At 67.7% G+C, this 24,580-nt stretch carries 21 protein-coding genes, 1 other RNA gene and 1 pseudogene; 17 read left to right on the top strand and 6 right to left on the bottom strand.

All coding sequences use genetic code 11. From position 1 onward, the window contains the following. Nucleotides 1-202: 202 nt before the first annotated feature. The 4 genes from AC5P6E_RS10595 to AC5P6E_RS10580 form a co-directional block, all read right to left on the bottom strand. Entirely contained in the window at nt 203-1,588 is a 1,386-nt protein-coding gene (locus tag AC5P6E_RS10595) for an FAD-binding oxidoreductase (protein ID WP_495230937.1), read from the bottom strand. Next, nucleotides 1,585-2,229, bottom strand: coding sequence for a metal-dependent hydrolase (locus AC5P6E_RS10590; protein ID WP_241873286.1), 645 nt, complete (start codon nt 2,227-2,229; stop codon nt 1,585-1,587). The genes AC5P6E_RS10595 and AC5P6E_RS10590 overlap by 4 nt, the downstream gene beginning before the upstream one ends. Nucleotides 2,230-2,339: 110 nt before the next feature. Next, complete coding sequence (locus AC5P6E_RS10585; RefSeq protein ID WP_029379788.1) at nt 2,340-2,708, bottom strand: YraN family protein; 369 nt, start codon at nt 2,706-2,708, stop codon at nt 2,340-2,342. Continuing rightward, complete coding sequence (locus tag AC5P6E_RS10580) at nt 2,698-4,419, bottom strand: penicillin-binding protein activator (RefSeq protein WP_395136304.1); 1,722 nt, start codon at nt 4,417-4,419, stop codon at nt 2,698-2,700. Before AC5P6E_RS10580 ends, AC5P6E_RS10585 begins: the two co-directional genes overlap by 11 nt. A gap of 81 nt (nt 4,420-4,500) precedes the next feature. Between AC5P6E_RS10580 and rsmI the strand changes: the two genes are divergently transcribed. Both rsmI and rnpB read left to right on the top strand, forming a co-directional pair. Then, the gene (gene rsmI / locus AC5P6E_RS10575) at nt 4,501-5,319 is read left to right on the top strand and encodes a 16S rRNA (cytidine(1402)-2'-O)-methyltransferase (RefSeq protein ID WP_005412235.1); all 819 of its coding nucleotides are present in this window, start codon (nt 4,501-4,503) and stop codon (nt 5,317-5,319) included. A 134-nt stretch (nt 5,320-5,453) separates the two neighbouring features. Then, an RNA gene (gene rnpB / locus AC5P6E_RS10570) (RNase P RNA component class A) lies at nt 5,454-5,805 on the top strand. 89 nt (nt 5,806-5,894) lie between these two features. Here the strand turns inward: rnpB and AC5P6E_RS10565 are convergent. Then, entirely contained in the window at nt 5,895-6,374 is a 480-nt protein-coding gene (locus AC5P6E_RS10565; protein ID WP_010481944.1) for a DM13 domain-containing protein, read from the bottom strand. 101 nt (nt 6,375-6,475) lie between these two features. Continuing rightward, the gene (locus tag AC5P6E_RS10560) at nt 6,476-7,228 is read right to left on the bottom strand and encodes an NRDE family protein (RefSeq protein WP_197654289.1); all 753 of its coding nucleotides are present in this window, start codon (nt 7,226-7,228) and stop codon (nt 6,476-6,478) included. Nucleotides 7,229-7,551: 323 nt separating this feature from the next. On the opposite strand from AC5P6E_RS10560, the gene mraZ reads away from it, so the two are divergent. The 15 genes and pseudogenes from mraZ (at nt 7,552) to lpxC (ending at nt 24,382) form a co-directional block, all read left to right on the top strand. After that, the gene (gene mraZ / locus AC5P6E_RS10555) at nt 7,552-7,998 is read left to right on the top strand and encodes a division/cell wall cluster transcriptional repressor MraZ (protein ID WP_004143635.1); all 447 of its coding nucleotides are present in this window, start codon (nt 7,552-7,554) and stop codon (nt 7,996-7,998) included. Nucleotides 7,999-8,012: 14 nt separating this feature from the next. Continuing rightward, nucleotides 8,013-8,981 carry a 16S rRNA (cytosine(1402)-N(4))-methyltransferase RsmH gene (gene rsmH, locus AC5P6E_RS10550; RefSeq protein WP_010481940.1) on the top strand — a complete coding sequence of 323 codons (969 nt, stop codon included), beginning with the start codon at nt 8,013-8,015 and terminating at the stop codon, nt 8,979-8,981. Beyond that, nucleotides 8,978-9,241, top strand: coding sequence for a cell division protein FtsL (gene ftsL / locus AC5P6E_RS10545; protein ID WP_005412242.1), 264 nt, complete (start codon nt 8,978-8,980; stop codon nt 9,239-9,241). The genes rsmH and ftsL overlap by 4 nt, the downstream gene beginning before the upstream one ends. Continuing rightward, nucleotides 9,238-11,082 (top strand): peptidoglycan D,D-transpeptidase FtsI family protein, encoded by a 1,845-nt coding sequence (locus AC5P6E_RS10540; protein ID WP_495230936.1) that lies wholly within the window; start codon nt 9,238-9,240, stop codon nt 11,080-11,082. The genes ftsL and AC5P6E_RS10540 overlap by 4 nt, the downstream gene beginning before the upstream one ends. Beyond that, nucleotides 11,079-12,587, top strand: coding sequence for a UDP-N-acetylmuramoyl-L-alanyl-D-glutamate--2,6-diaminopimelate ligase (locus AC5P6E_RS10535; RefSeq protein WP_029379787.1), 1,509 nt, complete (start codon nt 11,079-11,081; stop codon nt 12,585-12,587). Before AC5P6E_RS10540 ends, AC5P6E_RS10535 begins: the two co-directional genes overlap by 4 nt. Next, a complete protein-coding gene (locus AC5P6E_RS10530) occupies nt 12,584-13,978 on the top strand; it encodes a UDP-N-acetylmuramoyl-tripeptide--D-alanyl-D-alanine ligase (protein WP_495230935.1) in 1,395 nt (464 codons plus the stop codon). Before AC5P6E_RS10535 ends, AC5P6E_RS10530 begins: the two co-directional genes overlap by 4 nt. Beyond that, nucleotides 13,968-15,053: a phospho-N-acetylmuramoyl-pentapeptide-transferase gene (gene mraY / locus AC5P6E_RS10525; protein ID WP_010481929.1), complete on the top strand. Its 1,086-nt coding sequence runs from the start codon at nt 13,968-13,970 to the stop codon at nt 15,051-15,053. Before AC5P6E_RS10530 ends, mraY begins: the two co-directional genes overlap by 11 nt. Before the next feature lies 1 nt (nt 15,054). Further along, entirely contained in the window at nt 15,055-16,374 is a 1,320-nt protein-coding gene (gene ftsW / locus AC5P6E_RS10520) for a putative lipid II flippase FtsW (RefSeq protein ID WP_262102817.1), read from the top strand. Then, nucleotides 16,371-17,459 carry an undecaprenyldiphospho-muramoylpentapeptide beta-N-acetylglucosaminyltransferase gene (murG, locus tag AC5P6E_RS10515; protein ID WP_495230933.1) on the top strand — a complete coding sequence of 363 codons (1,089 nt, stop codon included), beginning with the start codon at nt 16,371-16,373 and terminating at the stop codon, nt 17,457-17,459. The genes ftsW and murG overlap by 4 nt, the downstream gene beginning before the upstream one ends. Before the next feature lie 40 nt (nt 17,460-17,499). Beyond that, nucleotides 17,500-18,936 (top strand): UDP-N-acetylmuramate--L-alanine ligase, encoded by a 1,437-nt coding sequence (murC, locus tag AC5P6E_RS10510; RefSeq protein ID WP_010481926.1) that lies wholly within the window; start codon nt 17,500-17,502, stop codon nt 18,934-18,936. Next, nucleotides 18,933-19,895 (top strand): D-alanine--D-alanine ligase, encoded by a 963-nt coding sequence (locus AC5P6E_RS10505; RefSeq protein WP_010481924.1) that lies wholly within the window; start codon nt 18,933-18,935, stop codon nt 19,893-19,895. Before murC ends, AC5P6E_RS10505 begins: the two co-directional genes overlap by 4 nt. Next, nucleotides 19,892-20,569 (top strand): annotated as a pseudogene (locus AC5P6E_RS10500) (cell division protein FtsQ/DivIB); the annotation flags it as partial. The gene AC5P6E_RS10505 and the pseudogene AC5P6E_RS10500, both read left to right, overlap by 4 nt. 68 nt (nt 20,570-20,637) lie before the next feature. Beyond that, complete coding sequence (gene ftsA / locus AC5P6E_RS10495) at nt 20,638-21,873, top strand: cell division protein FtsA (RefSeq protein ID WP_005408083.1); 1,236 nt, start codon at nt 20,638-20,640, stop codon at nt 21,871-21,873. 170 nt (nt 21,874-22,043) lie between these two features. Continuing rightward, nucleotides 22,044-23,279 carry a cell division protein FtsZ gene (gene ftsZ, locus AC5P6E_RS10490; protein ID WP_043397963.1) on the top strand — a complete coding sequence of 412 codons (1,236 nt, stop codon included), beginning with the start codon at nt 22,044-22,046 and terminating at the stop codon, nt 23,277-23,279. Nucleotides 23,280-23,470: 191 nt separating this feature from the next. Beyond that, nucleotides 23,471-24,382 (top strand): UDP-3-O-acyl-N-acetylglucosamine deacetylase, encoded by a 912-nt coding sequence (lpxC, locus tag AC5P6E_RS10485; protein ID WP_005408085.1) that lies wholly within the window; start codon nt 23,471-23,473, stop codon nt 24,380-24,382. Nucleotides 24,383-24,580 lie beyond the last annotated feature (198 nt).

Below are 24,580 nucleotides of genomic sequence, written 5' to 3'. Positions count from 1 at the left end.
GGCGTGTGGGGGGTCGGAGCCCATTGCTTGGCAATGGGATCCGACCCCAACCGTTTCGGCACGCGGACTCTGTAGAGCCGAGCCCACGCTCGGCTCACCGCGCGAAGCGCGGGTGCATCGTGATCTGAACGAAGAGCAGCCGAGCGTGGGCTCGGCTCTACAGGTGCACGCCTTGGTAGCGCCGGTTCATGCCCGGCCAGCATCACACCGGCGGCAGCACCTTGCCCGGGTTGAGAATTCCATCCGGGTCCAGCGCGGTCTTGATCGCGCGCATCGTCACCAGCGTGGCCGGGCTGAACGCCTGCGCCATGAAATCGCGCTTGGCCAGACCAATGCCATGCTCACCGGACAACGTGCCGCCCAGGGACAGCGTCAGTTCGAAGATCTTCGGCAGCGCGGCATGCGCGCGTGCGTTCTCGTCGGCATCGTCCGGGTGGTAAAGAATGTTGACGTGCAGGTTGCCGTTGCCGGCATGACCGAAGGTGACGATGGTCAGCGTGTACTCGCGTGCCAATGCCTGCACGCCGGCCACCAGTTCCGGAATGCGCGACACCGGTACCACCACGTCTTCATTGATCTTGCCGGGCGCGACGGTGCGCAGTGCGGGTGACAGCGCCTTGCGTGCGGCCCACAACTGGTCGCGTGCGCGGCCTTCCATTGCCACGTCCAGTTCGATCATGCCGTCGCCTTCGGCGGCGCTGGCCAGTGCCTGCAACAGGTAGGGCAGGGTATCGTGGTCACCATCGGCTTCGACCAGCAGCATCGCGCCCGCCTCGGGTACCTCGGCACCATTGAGGCGCAGCAGCTCCAGGCTGCGGGCGTCCATGAATTCCAGGCGCGTGGGCACCACCGGCTGCGACATCAGGCGTGACACCGCAGCGGCCGCCGCATCGGCGTCGCGGTACAGCACGCGCAGGCCGGCCTGGCTGACCGGCAGTGGGGTCAGCTTGAGGGTGGCTTCCACGATCAGCGCCAGCGTGCCTTCGCTGCCCACCAGCAGGTGGGTGAGGTCGTAGCCTGTGGAGTCCTTGGTGTAGGCGCCACCGCAGCGGATCACCTCGCCGGTGCCGGTGACCGCGACCAGGCCCAGCACGTTGTCGCGGCTGGTGCCGTACTTCACCGCGCGCGGGCCACCGGCGTTGCAGGCCAGGTTGCCACCCACGCTGCAGATCTCCGCGCTGGATGGGTCCGGCGCCCAGAACAGGCCATGTGGCGCCAGCGCCTGCTGCAGCGTTCCATTGAGCACGCCGGGCTGCACCACGGCGCAGCGATCACCAGCACGGATCTCCACGATGCGGTCCATGCGGGTGAACGACAGCACGATGCTGCCCGGCAACGGCACGGCTGCACCGGTGGTGCCGGTGCCCGCGCCGCGCGCGACCAGCGCGACGTGATGTGCACGGCAGGCGCGCACCAGTGCCTGCACCTGTTCGACGCTGGCGGGCAGCGCGACGGCAGCGGGGCGCTGGTGGCGCCACGAGTTGTCCTGCGCGTTCGCCTCCAGCGCGTTGTCATCCATGCGCCAGCCCTCCGCTCCCAGCAGGGCAGACAGTTCGGCAATCAATGCGGCGGGCAGGGCAGTACTCATGACAGATCTCTTGGGGCAGCAGGAGCGGGTTGGATCAGTTTCCAGGCAACAACGGCGCCGGCCAGCGGCAGCCAGACCCAGCGCAGTTCCGAGAGCAGGGTGGCGATGCCGCGCGCGCTGAAGAACTGCGGCGCAAACGGTGAAACGCGGATCGGCCGCCACGGGGCAAAGAAGCGCTGTTCGCTCCACGGCCAGGCGAGGGCAACGCCGAGGCCACCGGAGGTCATTGCGTCGAGCAGGGGATGGCTGGCGGCGCAGATGAAGACGAACACCGCCGCCTGTACGGTGGACACCAACGTTGGCCCTCGCTGGGTAGGTGCCAACCTTGGTTGGCGCGAAACCGCCGACCAAGGTCGGCGACTACCGGAGCTGTGTGGTGCCGACCAAGGTCGGCCGCTACCAAAGAACGCCCACACCGCGGCCAACGCGGCCAGCACGCAGGCAAACGACAACGAATGGCTGGCACCGCGATGGCCGAACGCATCGGCATAGGGAATGTGCAGGGCAAAGGCCAGCACGTCGGCATCGGGCAGCATCGCGGCGACCACACCGGCAGCCAGCAGCCATGCCGGAATGCGGCCACGATCCGCGGCGCACCACAGCGCCAAAGGCACAGCGGCATGGGTGATGATCGAAGGCATCAGTCACGCACCATGGTCGTGCCGGCCAGGCTGCGCGCTGGTAGGTGCCAACCTTGGTTGGCACAGAAGCGCCGACCAAGGTCGGCCTCTACCAGAGCGGACGGTACACATCAGCAATCATCCAGCCGGAACGCATCGCGCAGCCAGTTCAACTGCGGCGGTTCACCCGTGGCTTCCACCACATCGAAACGGCAGGGCGCATCGGCAAGCGCGGGATGGTCCTGCAGGTACAACAACGCGGCATGCGCCAGGCGTCGACACTTGCGCACATCCACTGAGGCCGCACCGCCACCGAAATCGGATCGCGCGCGGTAACGCACTTCCACGAACACCACGGTGCCGGCGTCGTCCATCACCAGGTCCAGTTCACCGCCGCGATAACGCACGTTGCGCGCACGCGGCTGCAGTCCGGCCTGTTGCAGATGCTGCTCGGCGGCCGCTTCCACCGCCGAGCCCCGTTGGCTGCGCTCAGCGACCACCGACGATCGGCATCGGCCGGCCGCCATTGAAGGTGGACCAGGCCGGCTGGCGCAGGATGTTGCCGTTGCTGTCCAGGAACAGGGTGCCGGTGGCGCCGTCCAGGCCGCCTTCGTTGGACAGCTTGTCCAGGTAGGCGGTGATCTTCCAGGCATCGGCGCCGAAGGCGAACAGGCGGCCGGCGGCACCGCGTGCGCTGGGCAGGGTGCTGGCGACCTGGCTGGCTGAGGGCAGGCCGGACACGCTGCGCACGTTCCAGGCTTCGTTCGGGTAGACGATGCCGTCCAGCGCCACGTCTTCTTCCACCTTGCCGCTGCCGACGGTCAGCTGCGAGGTGCCCACGCGGGTGGCGCCACCGGCACCGGCCAGCGCCAGCTGCGGCGCCAGCAGGCGGGCCTGCGGCGCGCGCACGGCGAGGAACACGGCATCGACCTGGCCGGCATTGCGCACCTGCGCGCCGACATCGCCAACCGCGTCGCTGACGCCGACGGTGGCCACCACCTGGCCACCACGCTGGGCGAAGCGCTGGGCGAAGGCGGCGGCGGCACGGCGGCCGGTATCGTCGGCGCTGTTGATCACCAACGCCTTGCCGCGCTCGCGGCCACGCAGGTATTCGGCGGCGACGATGCCGTCGTCTTCCGGCGCCAGCGAGAAGCCGGCGCTGCCGGCTGGCGGCGCGTCCTTGCCACGGTTCAGGGCCAGCACCGGTACCTGCAGCTGCTGGCGGCCATAGACCGCATCCACTTCGTCACGGCCCAGCGGGCCGACCACGAAGTCGGCGCCGGAGGCGACGGCCTTGTCATAGGCGGCCAGCGCACCGGCCGGGGTACCGGCGGTGTCGATGAAGTTGATGTCAGGGCGGCGGCGGGTCTCGCCGTAGTACGCGGCCAGCAGGCCATCGCGCACCGGCTGCGCGGCGGTGGCCAGGCGGCCGCTGAGCGGCAGCAGCACGGCCAGCTTGGCCGGCGGACGGTAGCCGTCGCTCATGGCCGGCGGGCGCTTGCTGGTATCGAACTGGGCGGTGCCATCGCGGTCGAACGGGCGCGGCAGCGGCAGGCCACGCGCGATCAGCGCACGGCCGGCGAAGTTGTACAGCGGGTCGTTGGCCGGCAGCGCGGCGGCACGGCTGCGCAGGGTGGCGTCGTCAAGCGTACCGAGCAGACCGGCGATGGCGGCCTGGTTCTCGCTGCGTGCGCTGCCGGTCAGGCTGGCGTGGGCGCGGGCGCGCTCGGTGGCGGCACCGAAGGCATCGCCGGTGCCCTGCAGCGCGTTGGCGCGGGCTACGTGCCAGCGCGTGCGCAGTGCGGGGAAGACGTTGTCGCCCTGTTCCTTCAGCAGGGCCAGGGCCTGCGCCGGCTGCTTGTCGGCCAGTGCCAGCTCGGCGCCGGTCAGCTGGTAGCGCTGCAGGCTGGCGCCGGACAGCTGGCGGGCGGTGAGCTGGCCGAGCAGGCTGCGCGCGCGGGCACTGTCGCCGGCCAGGTGCCAGGCCCAGGCGGCATCGGCCAGGGCGTTGCTGCGGGCGCCACCTTTCAGGGTTGCGGCCAGCGCTTCCAGCTGCAGGGCGGCGTCGCGCGGTTTGCCTTGTTCGATCAGCGCCAGCGCCTGGCTCTGGGCCGGCGATTCGGGCGCGCTGGTCAGGCTGGTGGTGGCACAGCCGGCCAGCAGCATCAGCGACAGCGACAGGGCGGAGATCCGTGCGGCGGGCTTGTTCATGATCGGGTCCATGCGATGAGGGCAGCGGCCTTGGCCGGGTACACGCTACGATTCTACCCTTGCCCCGTGAGTACCGCTGAAATGAGTGTCCCAACCCTGTACGTCGTCGCCACCCCGATCGGCAACCTGGCCGATCTGAGCCCGCGCGCGCAGGAGGTGCTGCGTTCGGTGGCGGCCATCTGTGCCGAGGACACCCGCCGCAGCGGCCAGTTGCTGTCCCATTTCGGCATCCAGCAGCCGCTGGTGGCCCTGCATGAACACAATGAAGAGGCCCTGGCGCAGCGCTTGGTGTCGCGCCTGCAGGCCGGTGAGTCGCTGGCGCTGGTCAGCGATGCCGGCACCCCGCTGGTCAGTGACCCCGGTTTCCGCCTGGTGCGTGCCGCGCGCGCGGCCGGCATCAAGGTCAGCCCGATCCCGGGGGCCTGTGCCGCCATCGCCGCGCTGAGCGTGGCCGGCCTGCCCAGCGACCGCTTCAGCTTCGAAGGTTTCCTGCCGGCCAAGGCCAGCGGCCGCCGCGACCGGCTGCAGGCGCTGGCGGGTGAAGTGCGCACGATGGTGTTCTACGAATCCTCGCACCGCATCGCCGAGTCGCTGGCCGACATGGCCGCGATCTTCGGCGGCGAGCGCCCGGCGGTGCTGGCGCGCGAGCTGACCAAGCTGTTCGAGACCGTGCTCGATGGCGATCTGGCGGGGCTGCTGGCCAAAGTGGAAGCCGACGAGAACCAGCGCAAGGGCGAGTTCGTGGTGATGGTGCAGGGTGCCGGCGACGATGAGGAAGCGCAGTTGGCGCATGGCCGCCGTGTCTACGCCAAGCTGAGCGAGCATCTGCCGCCGTCGACCGCGGCGAAACTGGCTGCCGAGCTGACCGGCGCGCCGCGCAAGGCGTTGTACGGGAGTTGATGGATCGTGCGGACCAAGGTCCGCACCCATCAGAGCGGAGATGGCAATAGATCCACGCCATGCGTGGATGGATGAACCGGATGCCGCGATCAGCACGGCAGGAAGGACGTGCGTAGGCTAGAATGTGCGCTGGCGGAGTCGGCCAGACAGTCGCGTCATCCCTTCGGGGGTGCCGAGGAAAGTCCGGGCTCCATAGGGCAAGGTGCCAGGTAACGCCTGGGCGGCGCAAGCCGACGGAAAGTGCAACAGAAAGATACCGCCTACGTCTTCTTCGGAAGGCCGGTAAGGGTGAAATGGTGCGGTAAGAGCGCACCGCGAGTCTGGTAACAGACCGGCACGGCAAACCCCACCTGGAGCAAGACCAAATAGGGATCCTTTGGCGCGGCCCGCGTTGGATCCGGGTAGGTTGCTTGAGCGTTGCGGTGACGTAACGCCTAGAGGAATGACTGTCCACGACAGAACCCGGCTTATCGGCCGGCTCCGCCTCTTTCTTACGGTAGGCCGAGCATGGCTCGGCTCTACAGTAGAGCTGAGTCATGCTCGGCTGCTCTCCGCCCAGATGCTTGGGATGTTGTTCAACCCGGCGTGCGGTACTGCCCGGCGGAAATGAACTGCTCGAACCGTTCGCACCACACCACTACGGTGGTGTAATCGTCCACGTTGACGCTTTCAGGCACGTCCACCAGGAAACGGTTGAAGGTCTTCACCTCGCCGATGCGCTGGGCCTGTGCCTTGATCTTCAGGAAATCGGCCTTGTTGTCGACGAAGTCGCGCACGAGGTAGACCTTGTAGTCCGGCCCCGGGCCCATCTTGCCGTCGAACGCGACCTGGCGCGGGCTGACGCTGACCTTGCCGTCGGCCCAGTGCACGGCGTCGCTGCCCTTGAGGTCGCGACGGAAGGTGGTGTGGTAACGGGCGTCGCCCATCGCCGCCTGTACCTGCGCGACCGGCGGGTCGTCGGGAGCGATCAGGATCGGCAGCAGGTAGATGCCAAGGCCGAAGCCGAGGCCGAGGGCGAGCAGGTGGGTGACGACAAGTACGAGAACACGGCGCATCGATGACTCCCTGTGGATCGGTGAGGCGCGCGGCAGAACCGCGCCGGGTCATCGTGTGGCGTGCGTGCAGACATTTATAGACACAGAAAACAGGTACAGGGTCAGAAATCGACCTGGCTCTGGCCGAGGGCGACACCCTGCGGGCCGAAGCGACGCTCGTGGATCTGCCCGTGCCCTTCGGCATCGATCAGCAGCACCGTGCTGGCGCGGGTGCCATAGTCGTCGCCGCGGATGAAGGCCGGGCTCAGCCAGCGCTCGCGTTCCAGTCCGATGCCGGTGTCGGGCAGGTCGCTGTCGGCGGGGCGATGTTCGTCCGCCAGGGCGGCCCAGAGCGGGGTCAGGTCCTCATCGCCGGCCTCGAACCAGGCTTCAAGCGCAGCCATCAGCCGCCGGGTCTTCGGCCAGGGCGCGTCCAGCGCGCCGTTGGACATGCCATGCACGCCCGGGCCCAGGCGCTGGCGCTCGGCAGGGTGGTTGCCCAGGAACTCCAGGCTGTGGCCGTCGGCCAGCAGCAGGTTGAATGGGGCGTAGGCGCCGGCCACCGTTGCCAGTCGGTCGATATGCACGGCGGCGGGGTCGCGGCCGCGCAGGAAGTCGGCCACCAGCGCACCCCGTGAAGGACCGGTCTGGGCGGCCAGCGGGTCGCGGACATTGGTGACCACGGCCATGCGTCCATCGGCACCGACGCCGGCCCAGCCGCCGCCGGAGCGCAGGTCGCGCCCCCCGATGACGGAGGTCTCATCTTGCCAGGGGGCCAGCGCCGCTGTCGGGCGGGCGTGGAACTCATCACGGTTGCCGGTCATCACCAGCCGCCAGCGCGGGTGGTGCATCCAGCCAAGAGCGAGCAGGCACATGGCTTCATTGTGCACGGTTTGCGCAGTCTGGCGCCGCTTCCTGCCCGTCCCGGATGAATGCGCGAGCGATGTTTCACGCTCTGTCCACACCCCTGAACTTCCGTTCAATCTCAAAAATTGAGACGGATCAGCAACTTGTGGATAAGCCTTGAACAATTCTCTAAAGGTTGTTGCAAGCCATTGATGCGGCTGGCGATTTCCCCGCTGAAAAGTTGTTGACAACCCTTCGGCCGCTGCTAAGGTGGGCATCAGAGGGAAATCCGGGTGTTTTGTGGGTTTTCGTGGTTCAATGTTTCACCGGGCGAAGGATAGGTGCACGCGTCGTGTTCCAGGGCGAGACGGCCATCACAGTTGACGATAAAGGGCGCATGGCGGTTCCCACCGCTTACCGCGACCTCGTCGCGCGCGCCAGCAACAACCGTCTCGTGCTGACCTACAACCCGTTCGAAGCCGGCTGCCTGTGGCTGTATGCAGAGTCGGAATGGGAGCGGGTCCGCGACGACGTCATGTCCAAGCCCAACACCCAGCGCGTCGTGCGCCTGTTGCAGCAGAAGCTGGTCGGCTCGGCCGCCCATCTGGAGCTCGACGGCAACGGTCGCATCAGCATCCCCGCCAGCCACCGCGGTGCGGTGGGCATTGAGAAGAAGGCGGTATTGCTCGGTATGGGCGACAAGTTCGAATTGTGGAGCGAGCAGGCGCATCGGGCCCTGATCCAGCAGACGTTGTCTGACGAGGATCTGGGTGATGGGTTGCTCGACCTGAAGTTGTGAGCCGGGGTGCCCGGATGCGCCCAGAAGCGCAGGCCGGTCACCTTCCGGTGTCGCAGTCGCCGGCGGTGCACCTGCCGGTCCTGTACACCCAGGTCATCGAAGGCCTGAGGGTGATCGAAAACGGACGTTATCTGGATGGCACGTTCGGTCGTGGCGGTCATGCACGTGGCGTGCTCACCCAGCTTGGTCCCGAGGGGCGCCTGCTGGTCATGGACAAGGATCCGGAAGCCATTGCCGTTGCCGAGCGCGATTTCGCGCCGGACCCGCGCGTGTCCATCTTCCGTGGCAGCTTCGCCCAGCTGCTGCAGTGGGATGCGACGGCCGAAGGCCTGGACGGCGTGCTGTTCGACCTGGGCGTGTCGTCGCCGCAGCTGGACGTGGCCGAACGTGGCTTCAGCTTCGGCAAGGACGGCCCGCTGGACATGCGCATGGATCCGGACAGCGGCGAAAGCGCCGCGCAGTGGATCAACCGCGTCGAAGACCGCGAGATTGCCGACGTGCTGTGGACCTACGGCGAAGAGCGGCAGAGCCGCCGCATCGCCCGTGCCATCGTGGCCCGCCGCGAGAAGCAGCCGTTCACCCGCACCGCCGAACTGGCCGAGCTGATCGCCTCGGTGATGCCGCGTGGCAAGGACAAGATCCACCCGGCCACGCGCAGCTTCCAGGCCATCCGCATCCACATCAACCGCGAGCTGGCCGATCTGGAAGCCGGGCTCGATGCGGCGGTGGAACGGCTCAAGCCCGGTGGCCGCCTGGCGGTGATCAGCTTCCATTCGCTGGAAGACCGCATCGTCAAGCAGTACATGAACCGCCTGGCCAAGGCGCCGCCGGCCAACCGCCGCCTGCCCGAGGCGGTCGCGTTCGTGCCGACGCTGGACCTGATCGGCGGTGCCATCAAGGCCACCGACGAAGAGCTGGCCGCCAACCCGCGCGCCCGCAGCGCCGTGCTGCGCGTGGCCCAGAAGCGGGAGGCCGATGCATGAGCCGGCTGCTGCTGATCATCCTGCTGGCTTCCACCGTGGCCTCGGCGATCGGCGTCGTGTTCGTGCGTCACCGTCACCGGCAGACGTTCATCGAGTTGTCGCGCGCCGAGCGCAAGCGCGATGACATCAATCTGGAATTCGGCCGCCTGCAGCTGGAGCAGGCGACCCTGGCCGAAGCCAACCGTGTCGATCGCATCGCCCGCGAGAAGCTCGGCATGAAGTTCCCCGAGGCCGCCGACATCGTGGTGGTGCGGCCATGAGCAAGACCGGCCGCAACCGCCCGCGCAACGCCTTCAACCTGCGCCAGCGCCTGCGCTGGGTCGCGCTGGCGCTCGGCCTGTGCTCGGTGTCGCTGGTCGGTCGTGCCGCCTACGTGCAGATCGTCAACAGCGATTTCTACCAGCGCCAGGGCGAGGCCCGCTACCTGCGCGAACTGCCGATCAAGACCTCGCGCGGCATGATCACCGACCGCAACGGCGAGCCGCTGGCGGTATCCACCCCGGTCGCCTCGATCTGGGTCAACCCGCAGGACCTGCTGCGCTCGCCCGAGCGCATTCCGGAGCTGGCCCAGGCGGTCGGCATGTCGGTGGACGAGCTGAGCAGCCGCCTGTCGCAGAAGTCGGACAAGGAATTCATGTACCTGCGCCGCCGGATCAATCCGGACGAGGCAGAAAAGGTGGTCGCGCTGAAGATTCCGGGCGTGGCCGCGCAGCGCGAGTTCCGCCGCTTCTACCCGCAGGGTGAGGCGATGGCGCACGTGCTGGGCTTCACCAACATCGACGACCGCGGCCAGGAAGGCCTGGAGCTGGCGTTCGACGAATGGCTGCGCGGCAAGGCCGGTGCCAAGCGGGTGATCCGCAACCGCAAGGGCGAGACCGTCGAAAGCGATCTGCTGCGCGCCGCCGAACCGGGCAAGGACCTGACCCTCAGCATCGATCGCCGCATCCAGTACCTGGCGTTCAAGGAACTGCGCAACGCGCTGGTGGCCAACAAGGCGGCCGGCGGTTCGATGGTGATCATGGACGTGACCACCGGCGAGATCCTGGCCATGGTCAACCTGCCGACCTACAACCCGAATTCGCTGACCGGCGCGCTGCCCGATGCGCGCCGCAACCGTGCGGTGACCGACCTGGTCGAGCCGGGTTCGACGATGAAGCCGCTGACCATCGCCACCGCGCTGCAGGCCGGTGTGGTGACCAAGGACACCATCATCGATACCAACCCGGGTTACATGACCCTGGGTCGCTTCACCATCCGCGACGTGCCGCGCAACAACGGCGTGCTGAACGTGACCGGCGTGATCACCCGCAGTTCGAACGTGGGCGCGGCCAAGGTTGCGGCGAAGATGCCGGACCAGGTGTTCTACGACGGCGTGCGCCGCTTCGGCTATGGCTCGGTGCCGCATAGCGGTTTCCCCGGTGAATCCGGCGGCGTGGTGCTGCGCCCGGCGCGCTGGTCGGGCACCACCAAGACCACGATGTCCTACGGCTACGGCCTGAACGTCACCCCGCTGCAGATCGCTACGGCTTATTCGGCACTGGCGAACGGCGGTCGTCTGATCGCGCCGACCTTCGTCAAGGGCCAGCGCAATGAAGGTCAGCAGATCATCGACGAGAATGTCGCCAAGCAGGTGGTGGCGATGATGGAAACGGTGGTCACCCAGGGCGGCGCCAAGCAGGCGGCGGTGCTGGGTTACCGCGTGGCCGGCAAGACCGGTACCGCGCGAAAGGCCGGTCCGGGCGGCTACGAGCGCGGCCACTACAACGCGCTGTTCGCCGGCGTGGTGCCGGCCACCAACCCGCGCTTCGCCACCGTCATCGTCATCAACGACCCGCAGGCCGGCAAGTTCTACGGTGGCCTGGTGTCGGCGCCGGTCTACCACAACGTGATGGAAGGCACTCTGCGCCTGATGGACGTGCCGCTGGACGACCTGCAGTCGTGGCTGGCCGCACAGCAGTCCGGCAAGGTCGGCCACTCGGCCTCGATCCTGCCTGCGCCGCCCGCAGAGGCTGCGCTGCCGGTGGATGCCGCCGCTGAATTCGACGCTGCGCTGCCCAGCGCGCAAGCCCAGACGCCGCCCGCTACGGGAGGCACGCAATGAGTCCTTCGATGTTGCTTTCGCAGTTACTTCCGGACGTGGCCCTGGCGGGCCATGATCCCGTTCTGACCGGCCTGGTGCTGGACAGCCGCGCCGTGCGCCCCGGCAATGCCTTCGTCGCCATCGCCGGTTTCGGCGCGCATGGCCTGGGCTTTGTCGAGCAGGCCCGCGCGGCGGGCGCTGGCGCCATCCTGTTCGAACCGCCGGCCCCTGCCGAGTTGCCGGCCCCGGCCGATGCGATCGCGGTGCCGGGCCTGCGTGCGCGCATGGGGGCGATGGCCGACCAGTTCCATGGCGCACCGTCGCGGGCGATGGCGATGGTGGGCGTGACCGGCACCAACGGCAAGACCTCCACCGTGCAGCTGCTGGCCCAGGCCTGGCACCTGCTCGGCACGCCCAGTGGCAGTATCGGCACGCTGGGCGCCGGACTTTATGGTGCGGTTGAACCGACCGGTTTCACTACGCCGCTGGTGCTGCAGATGCACGCGCTGCTGGCGCAGCTGCGCGACGCCGGTGCGCGCGCGGTAGCGATGGAAGTCAGCTCGCACGCGCTGGACCAGGGCCGCGTCGATGCCGTGCATTACGACGTGGCGGTGTTCACCAACCTCACCCGCGATCATCTGGATTACCACGGCGACATGGCCAGCTACGGCGCGGCCAAGGCGCGGCTGTTCCATCGTCCGGGCCTGAAGGCCGCGGTGATCAATCTTGACGACGCCTTCGGCCGCCAGCTGTTTGCCGGCCTGCCGGCGGGCGTGCAGCCGATCGGACTGAGCTCGCGTGGTGCCAGCGATGCCAGCGTGCGCGCTGAAGCGCTGCAGCTGGATGGCCGAGGCATTGCGTTCGAACTGGTCATCGACGGCCAACGTGCCGCGGTGCAGTCGCCGCTGCTGGGCCGGTTCAACGTGGACAACCTGCTGGCCGTGGCCGGTACTCTGCATGCACAGGGCCAGCCGCTGCCACGCATCGCTGAAGTGCTGTCGGCGCTGCAGCCGATCCGCGGCCGCATGAACCGCCTCGGCGGCGAAGACGGCCTGCCGACCGTGGTGGTCGATTACGCACATACCCCGGACGCGCTGGAACAGGCATTGGACAGCCTGCACGGCCACCTGCACGGCGCGCTGTTCTGCGTGTTCGGCTGCGGTGGCGAGCGCGATACCGGCAAGCGTCCTCAGATGGCCGCGATCGCCGAGCGCCTGGCCAACCAGGTCATCGTCACCGACGACAACCCGCGTGGCGAGGATGGCGACGTGATCGTGGCCGACATCCTGGCGGGCTTCCAGAATGCCGATGCCGTGACCGTGCAGCGCAGCCGCGCGCGTGCGATCGGCCTGGCGGTGAAGCGCGCCGGTGCCGGCGACATCATCCTGATTGCCGGCAAGGGCCACGAGCCATACCAGGAAGTAAATGGCGTACGCCATGACTTCGACGACACCGAAGTGGCCGCCGCTGCGTTGGCTGCCAAGGCCGGTGTTCTGAGCTCGCAGGCCGGGGAGGGCATCGCATGAAGCGCACCCTGCTTTCGCTGATCGCACACTGGGCCGGCGGCGAGATCCACGGCGACGACGTGGCCATCGATGCGGTCAGCCATGACACCCGCAGCCTCGGTCCGGGCAGCCTGTATGTGGCGCTGCGCGGCGAGCGTTTTGACGGCCATGATTTCGCCGCCGACGCACAGGCGCGCGGTGCCAGTGCGCTGCTGGTCGAGCGCCTGCTGCCGATCGAGCTGCCGCAGGTGCTGGTGGCCGACAGTGAACTGGCGCTGGCGAAGATCGCCACCGGCATGCAGCGTGACCGCGGCACCGAGGTGTTCGCGATCACCGGCAGCAACGGCAAGACCAGCGTGAAGAGCCTGCTGCTGTCGATCCTGCAGCAGATGGCACAGCACGCCCACAAGGTGGTCTACGCCAACCCGGGCAACCGCAACAACGAGATCGGCCTGCCGCTGGCGGTGATCGATGCACCGGAAGATGCCGACTACGCCGTCTACGAGATGGGCGCCGGCAAGCCGGGCGACATTGCCTACCTGACCGACATCGCCCGCCCGCGCTATGCGCTGGTCAACAACATTGCCCCGGCGCACCTGGAACGCATGGGCAGCCTGCTCGGCGTGGCGGTGACCAAGGGCGCGATCTATGCCGCATTGCCGGCCGATGGTGTGGCGGTGATCAACGCCGACGATGCCTACGGCCGCTGGTTCGAACAGCATTTCGTCGGCACTCCGCCGCGCTGCCGCGTACTGCGCTATGGCCTGGAACATACCGCCGACGTGACCGCGCGCGACATCCGCGCCGGTGCGCAGGGCAGCCAGTTCACCCTGGTTTCGCCGGCCGGCGAAGCGCGCGTGGTGCTCGGCCTGCCGGGTCGCCACAACGTCAGCAATGCACTGGCCGCGGCCAGCCTGGCGCTGGCCGCCGGTGTCGATCTCGCGCTGATTGCCGCCGGTCTGGCCGAGGCACAGCCGGTGCCGGGTCGGCAGATCGCCCATCAGCTGCGCAACGGCGCGGTGCTGGTGGATGACAGCTACAACGCCAATCCCGGCTCCTTGGCTGCGGCCATCGATGCCCTCGCCGCAGCCCCGGAAGAGGGCTGGCTGGTGCTGGGCGACATGCGCGAGCTGGGGCCGGACGCTGAAGCGCTGCATGCGCAGGCGGGGCTCCGCGCGCGCGCGGCTGGCCTCAAGCGCCTGTATGCGCTGGGCCCGCTCAGCGCCGCTGCCGCCACCGCCTTCGGTGAAGGCGGCCGTCATTTCGCCACCCATGACGCGCTGTCGCAGGCGCTGAAGGACGAGCTGCACGCCGGCGTGCGCTGCCTGGTCAAGGGTTCCCGTGGCAGCGCCATGGACACGATTGTCAAAGCGCTGCTGGCGCAAGGAGAGGAATCCCCGCATGTTGTATGAACTGGCTCGATGGTTGCAGCAGTTGGAGAGCCTGTTCGGGCTGTTCAACTACCAGACGTTCCGCGCCATCCTTGCCGCGCTGACGGCTCTGTTCCTGTCGCTGTGGCTTGGCCCGGCGATGATCCGCAAGCTTGCCCAGTTCAAGGGCGGCCAGCCGATCCGCAAGGACGGTCCGCAGACCCATTTCTCCAAGGCCGGTACGCCGACCATGGGCGGTTCGCTGATCCTGCTCACCATCACCCTGTCGGTGCTGATGTGGGCCGACCTGCGCAACCGCTACGTGTGGCTGGTGCTGGCGGTGATGCTGTGCTTCGGCGCCATCGGCTGGTACGACGACTGGATCAAGATCGTCCGTCGTGACCCGAACGGCCTGAAGTCGCGCTGGAAGTACCTGCTGCAGTCGATCTTCGGCCTGGCCGCGGGCCTGTTCCTGTTCTACACGGCCGACGTGCCGGCGGCGCTGACCTTCTACATCCCGATGTTCAAGTCGATCGCGCTGCCGCTGGCCGGCATCGGCTTCGTGGCCATCGCCTACTTCTGGATCGTCGGCTTCTCCAACGCGGTGAACCTGACCGACGGCCTGGACGGACTGGCGATCATGCCGACCGTGCTGGTGGCCTGCGCGCTGGGTGTGTTCGCCTACGCCTCGGGCAACGTGGTGTTCGCCAACTACCTGCAGATCCCGCAGATCCCGGGCGCCGGCGAGCTGGTCATCATCTGCGCGGCCATCGCCGGTGCGGGCCTGGGCTTCCTGTGGTTCAACACCTATCCGGCCATGGTGTTCATGGGCGACATCGGTGCACTGGCGCTGGGTGCGGTGCTGGGCACGATTGCGGTGATCACCCGCCAGGAACTGGTGCTGGTGATCATGGGCGGTGTGTTCGTCATCGAAACGCTGTCGGTGATGATCCAGGTCGCCTCGTTCAAGCTGACCGGCAAGCGCGTGTTCCGCATGGCGCCGATCCACCACCACTTCGAACTGAAGGGCTGGCCGGAGCCGCGCGTGATCGTGCGCTTCTGGATCATCTCCGTCGTGCTCGTGCTGATCGGCCTGGCCACGTTGAAGGTGCGCTGAGATGAACGACCTGTCCCGCCAGGCAACACGCCTTGAAGCCATCGAAGGCAGCTACGACAAGTGGCTGCTGGGCGCGATCATCGCGCTCACGGGCATTGGCGTGGTGATGGTGGCGTCCAGTTCGATCGCGCTGATGAGCAGCCCGTTCTACTACCTCAACCGCCACCTGATCTTCCTGGCGGTGGGCATCGTGCTGGCGGTCGTTGCCGCCCGCACTGAACTGAAGTCCATCGAGCAGTACAACCAGATGCTGCTGCTGGGCTGCTTCGTGCTGCTGCTGGCGGTGTTCGCACCGGGCCTGGGCAGCACGGTCAACGGTGCACGCCGCTGGATCAACCTGGGCATCTCCAAGTTCCAGACGGTGGAAGCGGTGAAGGTACTCTACATCGTCTGGCTGTCCAGCTACCTGGTGCGCTTCCGCGACGAGGTCAACGCGACCTGGCCGGCGATGCTCAAGCCGCTGGGCGTGGCCGGTGCGCTGGTGCTGTTGCTGCTGCTGCAGCCGGACTTCGGTTCGTCCACCCTGTTGCTGGCGATCACCGCCGGCATGCTGGTGCTGGGCGGTGTGAACATGCCGCGCATGTCGATGCCGGTGATCATCGGCCTGGTCGGCATGAGCGCGCTGGCGATCATCGAGCCGTACCGCATGCGCCGCATCACCTCCTTCCTGGACCCGTGGGCCGACCAGCAGGGCGACGGCTACCAGTTGTCCAACGCGCTGATGGCGGTGGGCCGTGGCGAGTGGACCGGCGTCGGCCTGGGCAACTCGGTGCAGAAGCTGTACTACCTGCCCGAGGCGCACACCGACTTCATCTTCTCGGTCACCGCCGAGGAATTCGGCTTCCTGGGCACCTGCGTGATCGTGGCGCTGTATGCGCTGCTGGTCGGCCGCACCTTCTGGCTGGGCATGCGCTGCGTGGAAATGAAGCGCCACTTCTCCGGCTATATCGCCTTCGGCATCGGCCTGTGGATCAGCATGCAGACCTTCGTCTCGATCGGCGTGAACCTGGGCATCCTGCCGACCAAGGGCCTGACCCTGCCGCTGATCTCCTCCGGCGGTTCGTCGGTGCTGATGACCTGCGTGGCGATGGGCCTGCTGCTGCGCGTGTCCTATGAACTCAAGCGCGCCGAGCGTCGCCAGGCGGTGCGCATCGGCGGCGCCGAAGACGCCGCTACCGAGCCGATGGACGGGCCCGCCGCGCCGGTGGCCGCCAGCGTGCCGATGAGCGCCGAGCCGGTGGCTGCCGCTGCGCCGAACGCTGCGCGTGGCACCAGCCGCCTGCAGTCGCGCATCGAACCGACCTTCGGGAGGCTGTCATGAACGCAGCCACCGACAACGTGCGCCCGGTGATGATCCTGGCCGGTGGTACCGGCGGTCACATCTTCCCCGGCCTGGCCGTGGCCCGCGTGCTGCGCGAGCGAGGCGTGCCGGTCACCTGGATGGGCGCCGACGGTGCGATGGAAACTCGCCTGGTGCCGCAGCACGACATCGCCATCGACACGCTGGCCATCACCGGCCTGCGCGGCAAGGGCAAGCTGGCCCTGCTGGGTGCGCCGTGGCGGTTGATGCGCGCGCTGCGCGCGGCCGGCATGATCATCCGCAAGCGCCAGCCGCGTGCGGTGGTGGCCTTCGGCGGCTTTGCCTCCGGCCCCGGCGGCATGGCCACGCGCCTGCACGGCCTGCCGCTGCTGGTGCACGAACAGAATCGCGCGCCCGGCATGACCAACCGCATCCTGTCGCGCTATGCGCGCCGGTTGCTGACCGGCTTCCCCGGTACCTTCGCCGCGCGCGAGGAGTTCGTCGGCAACCCGGTGCGTGCGGAGATCGCCGCCATCGCGCCGCCGGAACAGCGCTTCGCCGACCGCCACGGCCCGCTGCGCGTGCTGGTGGTCGGCGGCAGCCAGGGGGCGCGTGCGCTCAACACCGGCGTGCCGCAGGCGATTGCCGCGCTGGGCACGGGTGTGCCGGTGCAGGTGCGCCACCAGAGTGGCGAGAAGCTGCATGCCGAAGCGGTCGAGGCGTATGCCAAGGCCGGCGTGCAGGCTGAAATCACCCCGTTCATCGCGGACATGGCCGAAGCCTTTGCATGGGCCGACCTGGTCGTGTGCCGTGCAGGCGCGTCGACGCTGGCCGAGCTGTGTGCGGTCGGTGTCGGCAGCGTGCTGGTGCCATTCCCTGCCGCCGTCGACGATCACCAGACCCGCAATGCGGAGTACCTGGTCGAGCGTGGCGCGGCGGTGTTGCTGAAGCAGGACGGAACGCTGGCCGACGGCATTGCCGCACTGCTGCGCGATCTGTCCGAAAATCCCGCCCGCCGCATGCAGATGGCGCAAGCCGCGCGTGCCCTGGCCAAGGTCGATGCCGCCGAGCGCATCGCCGATATCATTCTTGAGGAAGCTGTATGAAGAAGGCATGCCACCGCGCCTGCCCTGCGCGAGGCCGCGCATGATCCGTCGCCTGCACGACACCAACGACCTGGTGCGCGCATTCCCGCGCGTGCATTTCGTCGGCATCGGCGGCACCGGCATGAGCGGTATCGCCGAAGTGATGCTGACGCTGGGCTATGAAGTGTCCGGCTCGGACAACGCCGACAACGTGGCGACCCGCCGCCTGGCCAGCCTGGGTGCGCGCATCATGCGCGGCCACTCCGCGGCCAACGTGCTGGGCACCGACTGCGTGGTGGTCTCCAGCGCCATCCGCGAAGACAACCCGGAACTGATGGAAGCGCGCAGCCAGCGCATTCCGATCATGCCGCGCGCAGCGATGCTGGCCGAACTGATGCGTTTCCGCCGTGGCATCGCCGTGGCCGGCACCCATGGCAAGACCACCACCACCAGCCTCACCGCTGCGGTGCTGAGCGAAGGTGGCCTGGACCCGACGTTCGTGATCGGTGGTCAGCTGCTGGCCGCCGGCGCCAACGCCAAGCTGGGCGGTGGCCAGTGGCTGGTGGCCGAGGCCGACGAAAGCGATGGCAGCTTCCTGCGCCTGAACCCGCTGATGTCGATCATCACCAACATCGATGCCGATCATCTGGAGAACTACGGCAACGACTTCGCCCGCGTGCAGGCGGCGTTCGCCGAGTTCCTGCAGCGCCTGCCGTTCTACGGCCTGGCGGTGCTGTGCATCGACGACCCGGAAGTGGCTGCACTGGCCGCCAAGACCCCGCGCCACGTGATGAGCTACGGCATGAGCCCGCAGGCCGACGTGCGCGCCGAGAACGTGGTGCAGGAAGGCTCGCGCATGCGCTTCACCCTGCGCCTGCCGCAGGGCACCAGCCAGGAAGTGGTGCTGGCGCTGCCCGGCAAGCATAACGTGCTGAATGCGCTGGCCGCCGCTGCAGTGGGCTGGCAGCTGGGCGTGGCCCCGGATGCCATCGCACGCGCGCTGGAAGCCTTTGCCGGTGTCGGCCGTCGCTTCAACGATCTGGGCGAAGTGACCACCGCCAGCGGTGCCAAGGTCCGCATCATCGACGACTACGGTCATCACCCGAGCGAGCTGGAAGCCGTGTTCGCTGCCGCCCGCGGTGGCTGGGCCGACAAGCGCCTGGTGGTGGCCTTCCAGCCGCACCGCTACAGCCGTACCCGCGACCAGTTCGACAAGTTTGCGGCCGTGCTGTCCAGCGTCGACGCGCTGGTGCTGAGCGAGGTCTACCCGGCCGGTGAAGAGCCGATTGCCGGTGCCGACTCGCACGCGCTGGCCCGTGCCATCCGTGCGCGCGGCCGCAGCGAGCCGGTGGTGGTGGGCAAGGCCGCCGAACTGGCCAGCGTGCTGCCGGACGTACTGCAGGACGGTGACCTGCTGCTGATGATGGGGGCGGGCGACATCGGCGCCGTGGCCACCCACATCGCGGTGGAAGGCTTCAAGGGGGAGGGCGAGGCGTGAGCACGCTGACCTTCCCGCCGCTGCACGTGACCGACCCGGCTCGCTTCGGCCGCGTCGCCGTGCTGCTCGGTGGCACCTCCAGCGAACGCGAGGTATCTCTGGATTCCGGCCGCAACGTGCTCGAAGCCCTGCAGTCACGCGGCGTCGATGCGTTTGCCGTGGACGGCATCCCGGCGCTGGCCAAGGCGCTGGCCGCCGGTGGCATCGATCGCGTGTTCAACATCCTGCATGGCCACAACGGTGGTGGTGAGGACGGCATCGTGCAGGGCCTGATGGACGCCTTCGGCGTGCCGTACACCGGCTCGGACGTGTTGGGTTCGGCGCTGAGCATGGACAAGATCCGCACCAAGCAGGTGTGGCTGTCGCTGGGCCTGCCGACCCCGCAGTACAGGAAGGTCGACGCGTCGAACGTACATGCGCTGGCGGCCGAACTGGGCCTGCCGGTGGTGGTGAAGCCGGCCAACGAAGGTTCCAGCGTGGGCATCAGCCGGGTGACCGATGATGCGGGCCTGGATGAGGCCGTGGCGCTGGCCGCGCGCTACGACGGACAGCTGCTGATGGAGCAGATGGTGGTCGGCGACGAACTGACCGTGGCCATCCTTGGCGACGTCGCGCTGCCGTCGATCCGCATCGTGCCCAAGGGCCAGTGGTACGACTACAACGCCAAGTACATCGCCGAAGACACCCAGTATCTGTGCCCGGGCCTGGACGGTGACGACGAAGAAGAAATCCGGCGCATCGCGCTGGCCGCATTCCGTGCCGCCGGTTGCCGTGGCTGGGGGCGCGTGGACGTGATGCGCGATCGCAGCAGCGGCCGCTTCTTCCTGCTGGAAGTGAACACCGCGCCGGGCATGACCAGCCATTCGCTGGTGCCCAAGGCCGCAGGCCAGGCCGGCATCAGCTTCGAAGAGCTGGTGTGGCGCGTGCTGGAACAGACCCTGGAGGCCTCGCACGCATGAACGCGGTGCTGCGCATCTTCGTCTGGCTGTTGGCGCTGTCGGTGGTTGCACTGCCGGTGGTGGCCGTGGTCAATGGCTGGGTCGGCGCCGAGCGCTGGCCGCTGGCGAAGCTGCGCGTGCATGGTGAGTTCAAGCGGGTGCCGGCCGAACAGCTGCAGCAGGTGCTGCTGCCGTACGCACGCGCCGGCTTCTTCGCGGTCAAGCTGCAGGACGCGCAGGACGCGCTGGAACAGCTGCCGTGGGTGGAAAGCGCGCAGGTGCGCAAGCAGTGGCCGGACGTGCTGGAAGTGACCCTGGTCGAGCACAAGCCGTTCGCGCGCTGGGGCAGCGACCGCCTGGTTTCCGAGCAGGGCAAGTTGTTCCCCACGCCGAAGAAGCTGGCCGACCTGGCGCTGCCCGAACTGGATGGCCCGGACAGCCAGACAGAAGAAGTGATGAAGCTGTACAGCGACTCGCGTGCATTGTTTGCACCGGCCGGCGTCGACGTGCGCCGGGTGACGATGGATGCACGCGGCAGCTGGTCGCTGGTGCTGAGCAACGGCACCGAAGTGGTGGTGGGCCGTGACGACGCGCGCTCGCGCATGCAGCGCTTCGTCAAGGTGCTGCCGCAGCTGAACCGTCAGGACGCGCCGATCGAGCGCGCCGACCTCCGTTACACCAATGGTTTCACGCTGAGCTGGGGTACCCCGGCCACGCCGGCGAAAACGCCGGCGACCCCAGCCAGCAGGACGCAGGAAAGGACATGAATCGCAAGGGTGACAAATCGCTGATCGTTGGCCTGGACATCGGCACCTCCAAGGTGGTGGCGCTGGTGGGCGAGTATTCGCCGGGCAACCCGATCGAAGTGATCGGCATCGGCTCGCACGAGTCGCGCGGTTTGAAGCGCGGCGTGGTGGTGGACATCGAATCGACCGTGCAGTCGATCCAGCGCGCGGTGGAAGAAGCCGAGCTGATGGCCGGCTGCGAGATCCGCTCGGTGTACGCCTCGATCTCCGGCAACCACGTGCAGTGCAAGAATTCGCCGGGCATCGTGCCGATCCGCGATGGCGAGGTGACCTGGGGCGACCTGGATCGCGTGCTCGACGCGGCCAAGGCGGTGGCGATTCCGGCCGACCAGAAGATCCTGCACGCGATCCCGCGCGAGTACGTGCTGGACGACTCGCAGGAAGGCATCCGCAACCCGGTCGGCATGACCGGCGTGCGCCTGGAGGTGCACGCGCACCTGGTGGTGTGCGCGCAGTCGGCCGCGGCCAACATCAGCAAGTGCGTGCAGCGCTGCGGCCTGCAGGTGGATGACCTGGTGCTGTCCTCGCTGGCCTCCAGCGTGGCGGTGCTGACTGCTGACGAGCGCGAGCTGGGCGTGGTGCTGGTCGACATGGGCGCCGGCACCACCGACATCGCGGTGTTCGTGCAGGGCGCGATCTGCCACACCGCCTCGCTGCCGATCGCCGGCGACCACGTCACCAACGACATCGCGCACATGCTGCGCACGCCGACCCCGGAAGCCGAGCAGATCAAGGTGCGTTACGCCTGCGCCCTGGCCCAGCTGGCCACCGCCGAGGAGAGCATCCAGGTGCCGTCGGTGGGTGACCGCCCGCCGCGTCGCATGCCGCGCCACTCGCTGGCGCAGGCGGTGCAGGGTCGTTACGAGGAAATCTTCGAGATGGTGCAGGCCGAACTGCGCCGCTCCGGCTTCGAGGAACTGGTACGCGCCGGCATGGTGCTGACCGGTGGTGCGTCGAAGATGGAAGGCGTGGTCGAGCTGGCCGAGGAAATGCTGCAGATGCCGGTGCGCGTGGGCATCCCGCAGCACGTCACCGGGCTGGGCGAAGTGGTGGGCAACCCGGTGCACGCCACCGGCGTGGGCCTGCTGCTGATGGGCAGCCAGATCGAGCATCCGCGCCGGCCTTCGCTGCCGACCGGGCGCGCTGGAAGCATGTTCAAGAAACTCAAGACCTGGTTCCGCGGCGAGTTCTGACGCGGAATCCGCAAACCTGGGCATCGCCCAGGCGCAACACCCGCAGTACCCGCATCACAAGGCAACACCGGCAACACACAACCCACACAGCCGCAACGTCGGCATGCAGCAGGACGGCAGGACGCCCGAATGCCCATGCCAGCCAAAGCGGATACAACGAGGACACGGACATGGCGCATTTTGAACTGATCGAAAAGATGGCACCCAATGCGGTGATCAAGGTGGTTGGCGTGGGCGGCGGCGGCGGCAATGCCGTGGCGCACATGGTCAACTCGGCGGTGGATGGCGTGGAATTCATCACCGCCAACACCGACTCGCAGGCCATCAAGAATTGTGGTGCCAAGCTGCAGCTGCAGCTGGGTACCAACGTGACCAAGGGCCTGGGCGCAGGCGCGAATCCGGAAGTCGGCCGCCAGGCCGCGCTGGAAGACCGTGAGCGCATCATGGACGCGCTGCAGGGCGCGGACATGGTCTTCATCACCGCCGGCATGGGCGGTGGCACCGGCACCGGCGCGGCACCGGTGGTGGCACAGCTGGCCAAGGAAATGGGCATCCTGACCGTGGCCGTGGTCACCAAGCCGTTCCCGTTCGAAGGCCGTCGCCGCATGCAGGTGGCGCTGAAGGGCATCGAGGAACTGAGCCAGCACTGCGACTCGCTGATCACCATCCCGAACGAGAAGCTGATCACCGTGCTGGGCCGCAACGCGACCATGATCCAGGCCTTCCGTGCCGCCAACGACGTGCTGCAGGGCGCCGTGCAGGGCATTGCCGACCTGATCGTGCGTCCGGGCCTGATCAACGTCGACTTCGCCGACGTGCGCACCGTGATGTCCGAAATGGGCCTGGCGATGATGGGTACCGGCACCGCCCGTGGCGATGACCGCGCCCAGGCCGCTGCCGAAGCCGCGATCCAGAACCCGCTGCTGGACGATGTGAACCTGGCCGGTGCCAACGGCATCCTGGTCAACATCACCGCCGGCGCCGACTTCACCATGGCCGAGTTCGACGAGATCGGCCGCACCATCGATGGCTTCGCTTCCGAAGACGCCACCGTGGTGGTCGGTACCGTGCTGGATCCGGACATGCAGGACGAAGTGCGCGTGACCGTGGTCGCTACCGGCCTGAACCGCGTGTCGGCCAGCAAGACCCAGCGTCCGGGCGAGCGTGCGCCGATCAAGCTGGTCCGCAATGCCACCACCGGCCAGCCGGAATTCGGTGACTTCGACAACGGCGGCGACGCTGTGTCCAAGGCCGTCGGTGGCATGGGCCTGGGCCTGCGTCGTGCCAGCAGCGATACCGCGGCGGCTTCGGCCCCGTCGGCCCCGGCGGCTTCGGCCCCGGCTGCGGCGGAACTGCCGAACGACTACCTGGACATCCCGGCGTTCCTGCGCCGCCAGGCGGACTGAGCGGGGCGGCCCGGGGTTGTCCTCCCCGGGTTGCGCCACCATGTCCTGAAAATGCGGGCGCCGGGCCAGGATGGGCCCGGCCGCCCTGCTTCATGTGCGTCCCATTGGCGCGCCGGTGCGTCCTGCCTGCTTTCAGCCGGGGTAGGGGACCTTGCGTGTTAATCTAATGTGTCACTTCCGGTCCATCCCCCATGATCCAGCAACGCACCCTCAAGAACACGATCCGCGCCACCGGCGTTGGCCTGCACAGCGGTGACAAGGTCTACATGACCCTGCGCCCGGCACCGGTCAACCATGGCATCGTGTTCCGCCGCGTGGACCTGGACCCGGTGGTGGAAGTGCCGGCCAAGGCCGAGCTGGTCACCGAAGTGACCCTGTGCACCGGCCTGACCTGCAACGACGCCAAGATCCAGACCGTCGAACACCTGATGTCGGCGCTGGCCGGCCTGGGTGTGGACAACATCATCGTCGAACTGTCCTCGGCCGAGCTGCCGATCATGGACGGTTCGGCCGGCCCCTTCGTGTTCCTGCTGCAGTCGGCGGGCATCGTGGAACAGGATGCGCCCAAGCGCTTCATCCGCGTGCTGAAGACCGTGGAAGTGACCGAGGGCGACAAGGTGGCCCGCTTCAGCCCGTACGAGGGCTACAAGCTGGGCTTCACCATCCAGTTCGACCACCCGATGATCCCGGCCAAGCAGTCGCGCCAGGAAATCGAGTTCTCGACGCTGGCCTACACCAAGGAAATCTCCCGCGCGCGCACCTTCGGCTTCATGCGCGACCTGGAATACATGCGCGAGCGCAACCTGGGCCTGGGCGGTTCGATGGACAACGCCATCGTGCTGGACGAGTTCCGCGTGCTCAACGAAGACGGCCTGCGCTACGCCGACGAATTCGTGCGCCACAAGATCCTCGACGCGATCGGCGACCTTTATCTGGCCGGTGGCCAGGTGCTGGGTGCCTACGAGGGCTTCAAGTCGGGTCACGCGCTCAACAACAAGCTGGTGCGCGCGCTGATGGCCGATGCCACCGCCTGGGAATGGGTCAGCTTCGACTCGCCGGCCACGCCGGATCCGGTCGAATATGCCACTCCGGCCTACGCCTGATTTCTGCAGGTTGTTGAATTGAAAGACAAAAACGCCGCCTTCCAGGGCGGCGTTGTCGTTTCAGGTATCGTCGTCGCATTCAGCATGCTTGACGCGCATCAAGGCCGGTTCGAGGTCACGGTTTTGTGAACCTGTTGGATCTGAAGCCTGAATTTAACGTAGTTTTAACAACAATCTAACGACAGGCCCCCGGATGGC

The organism is Stenotrophomonas sp. YJH_SMC_16 (assembly GCF_059367875.1).
Note: the sequence above shows the minus strand (reverse complement) of the source record. Positions and strands in the feature narration are given on the sequence as shown.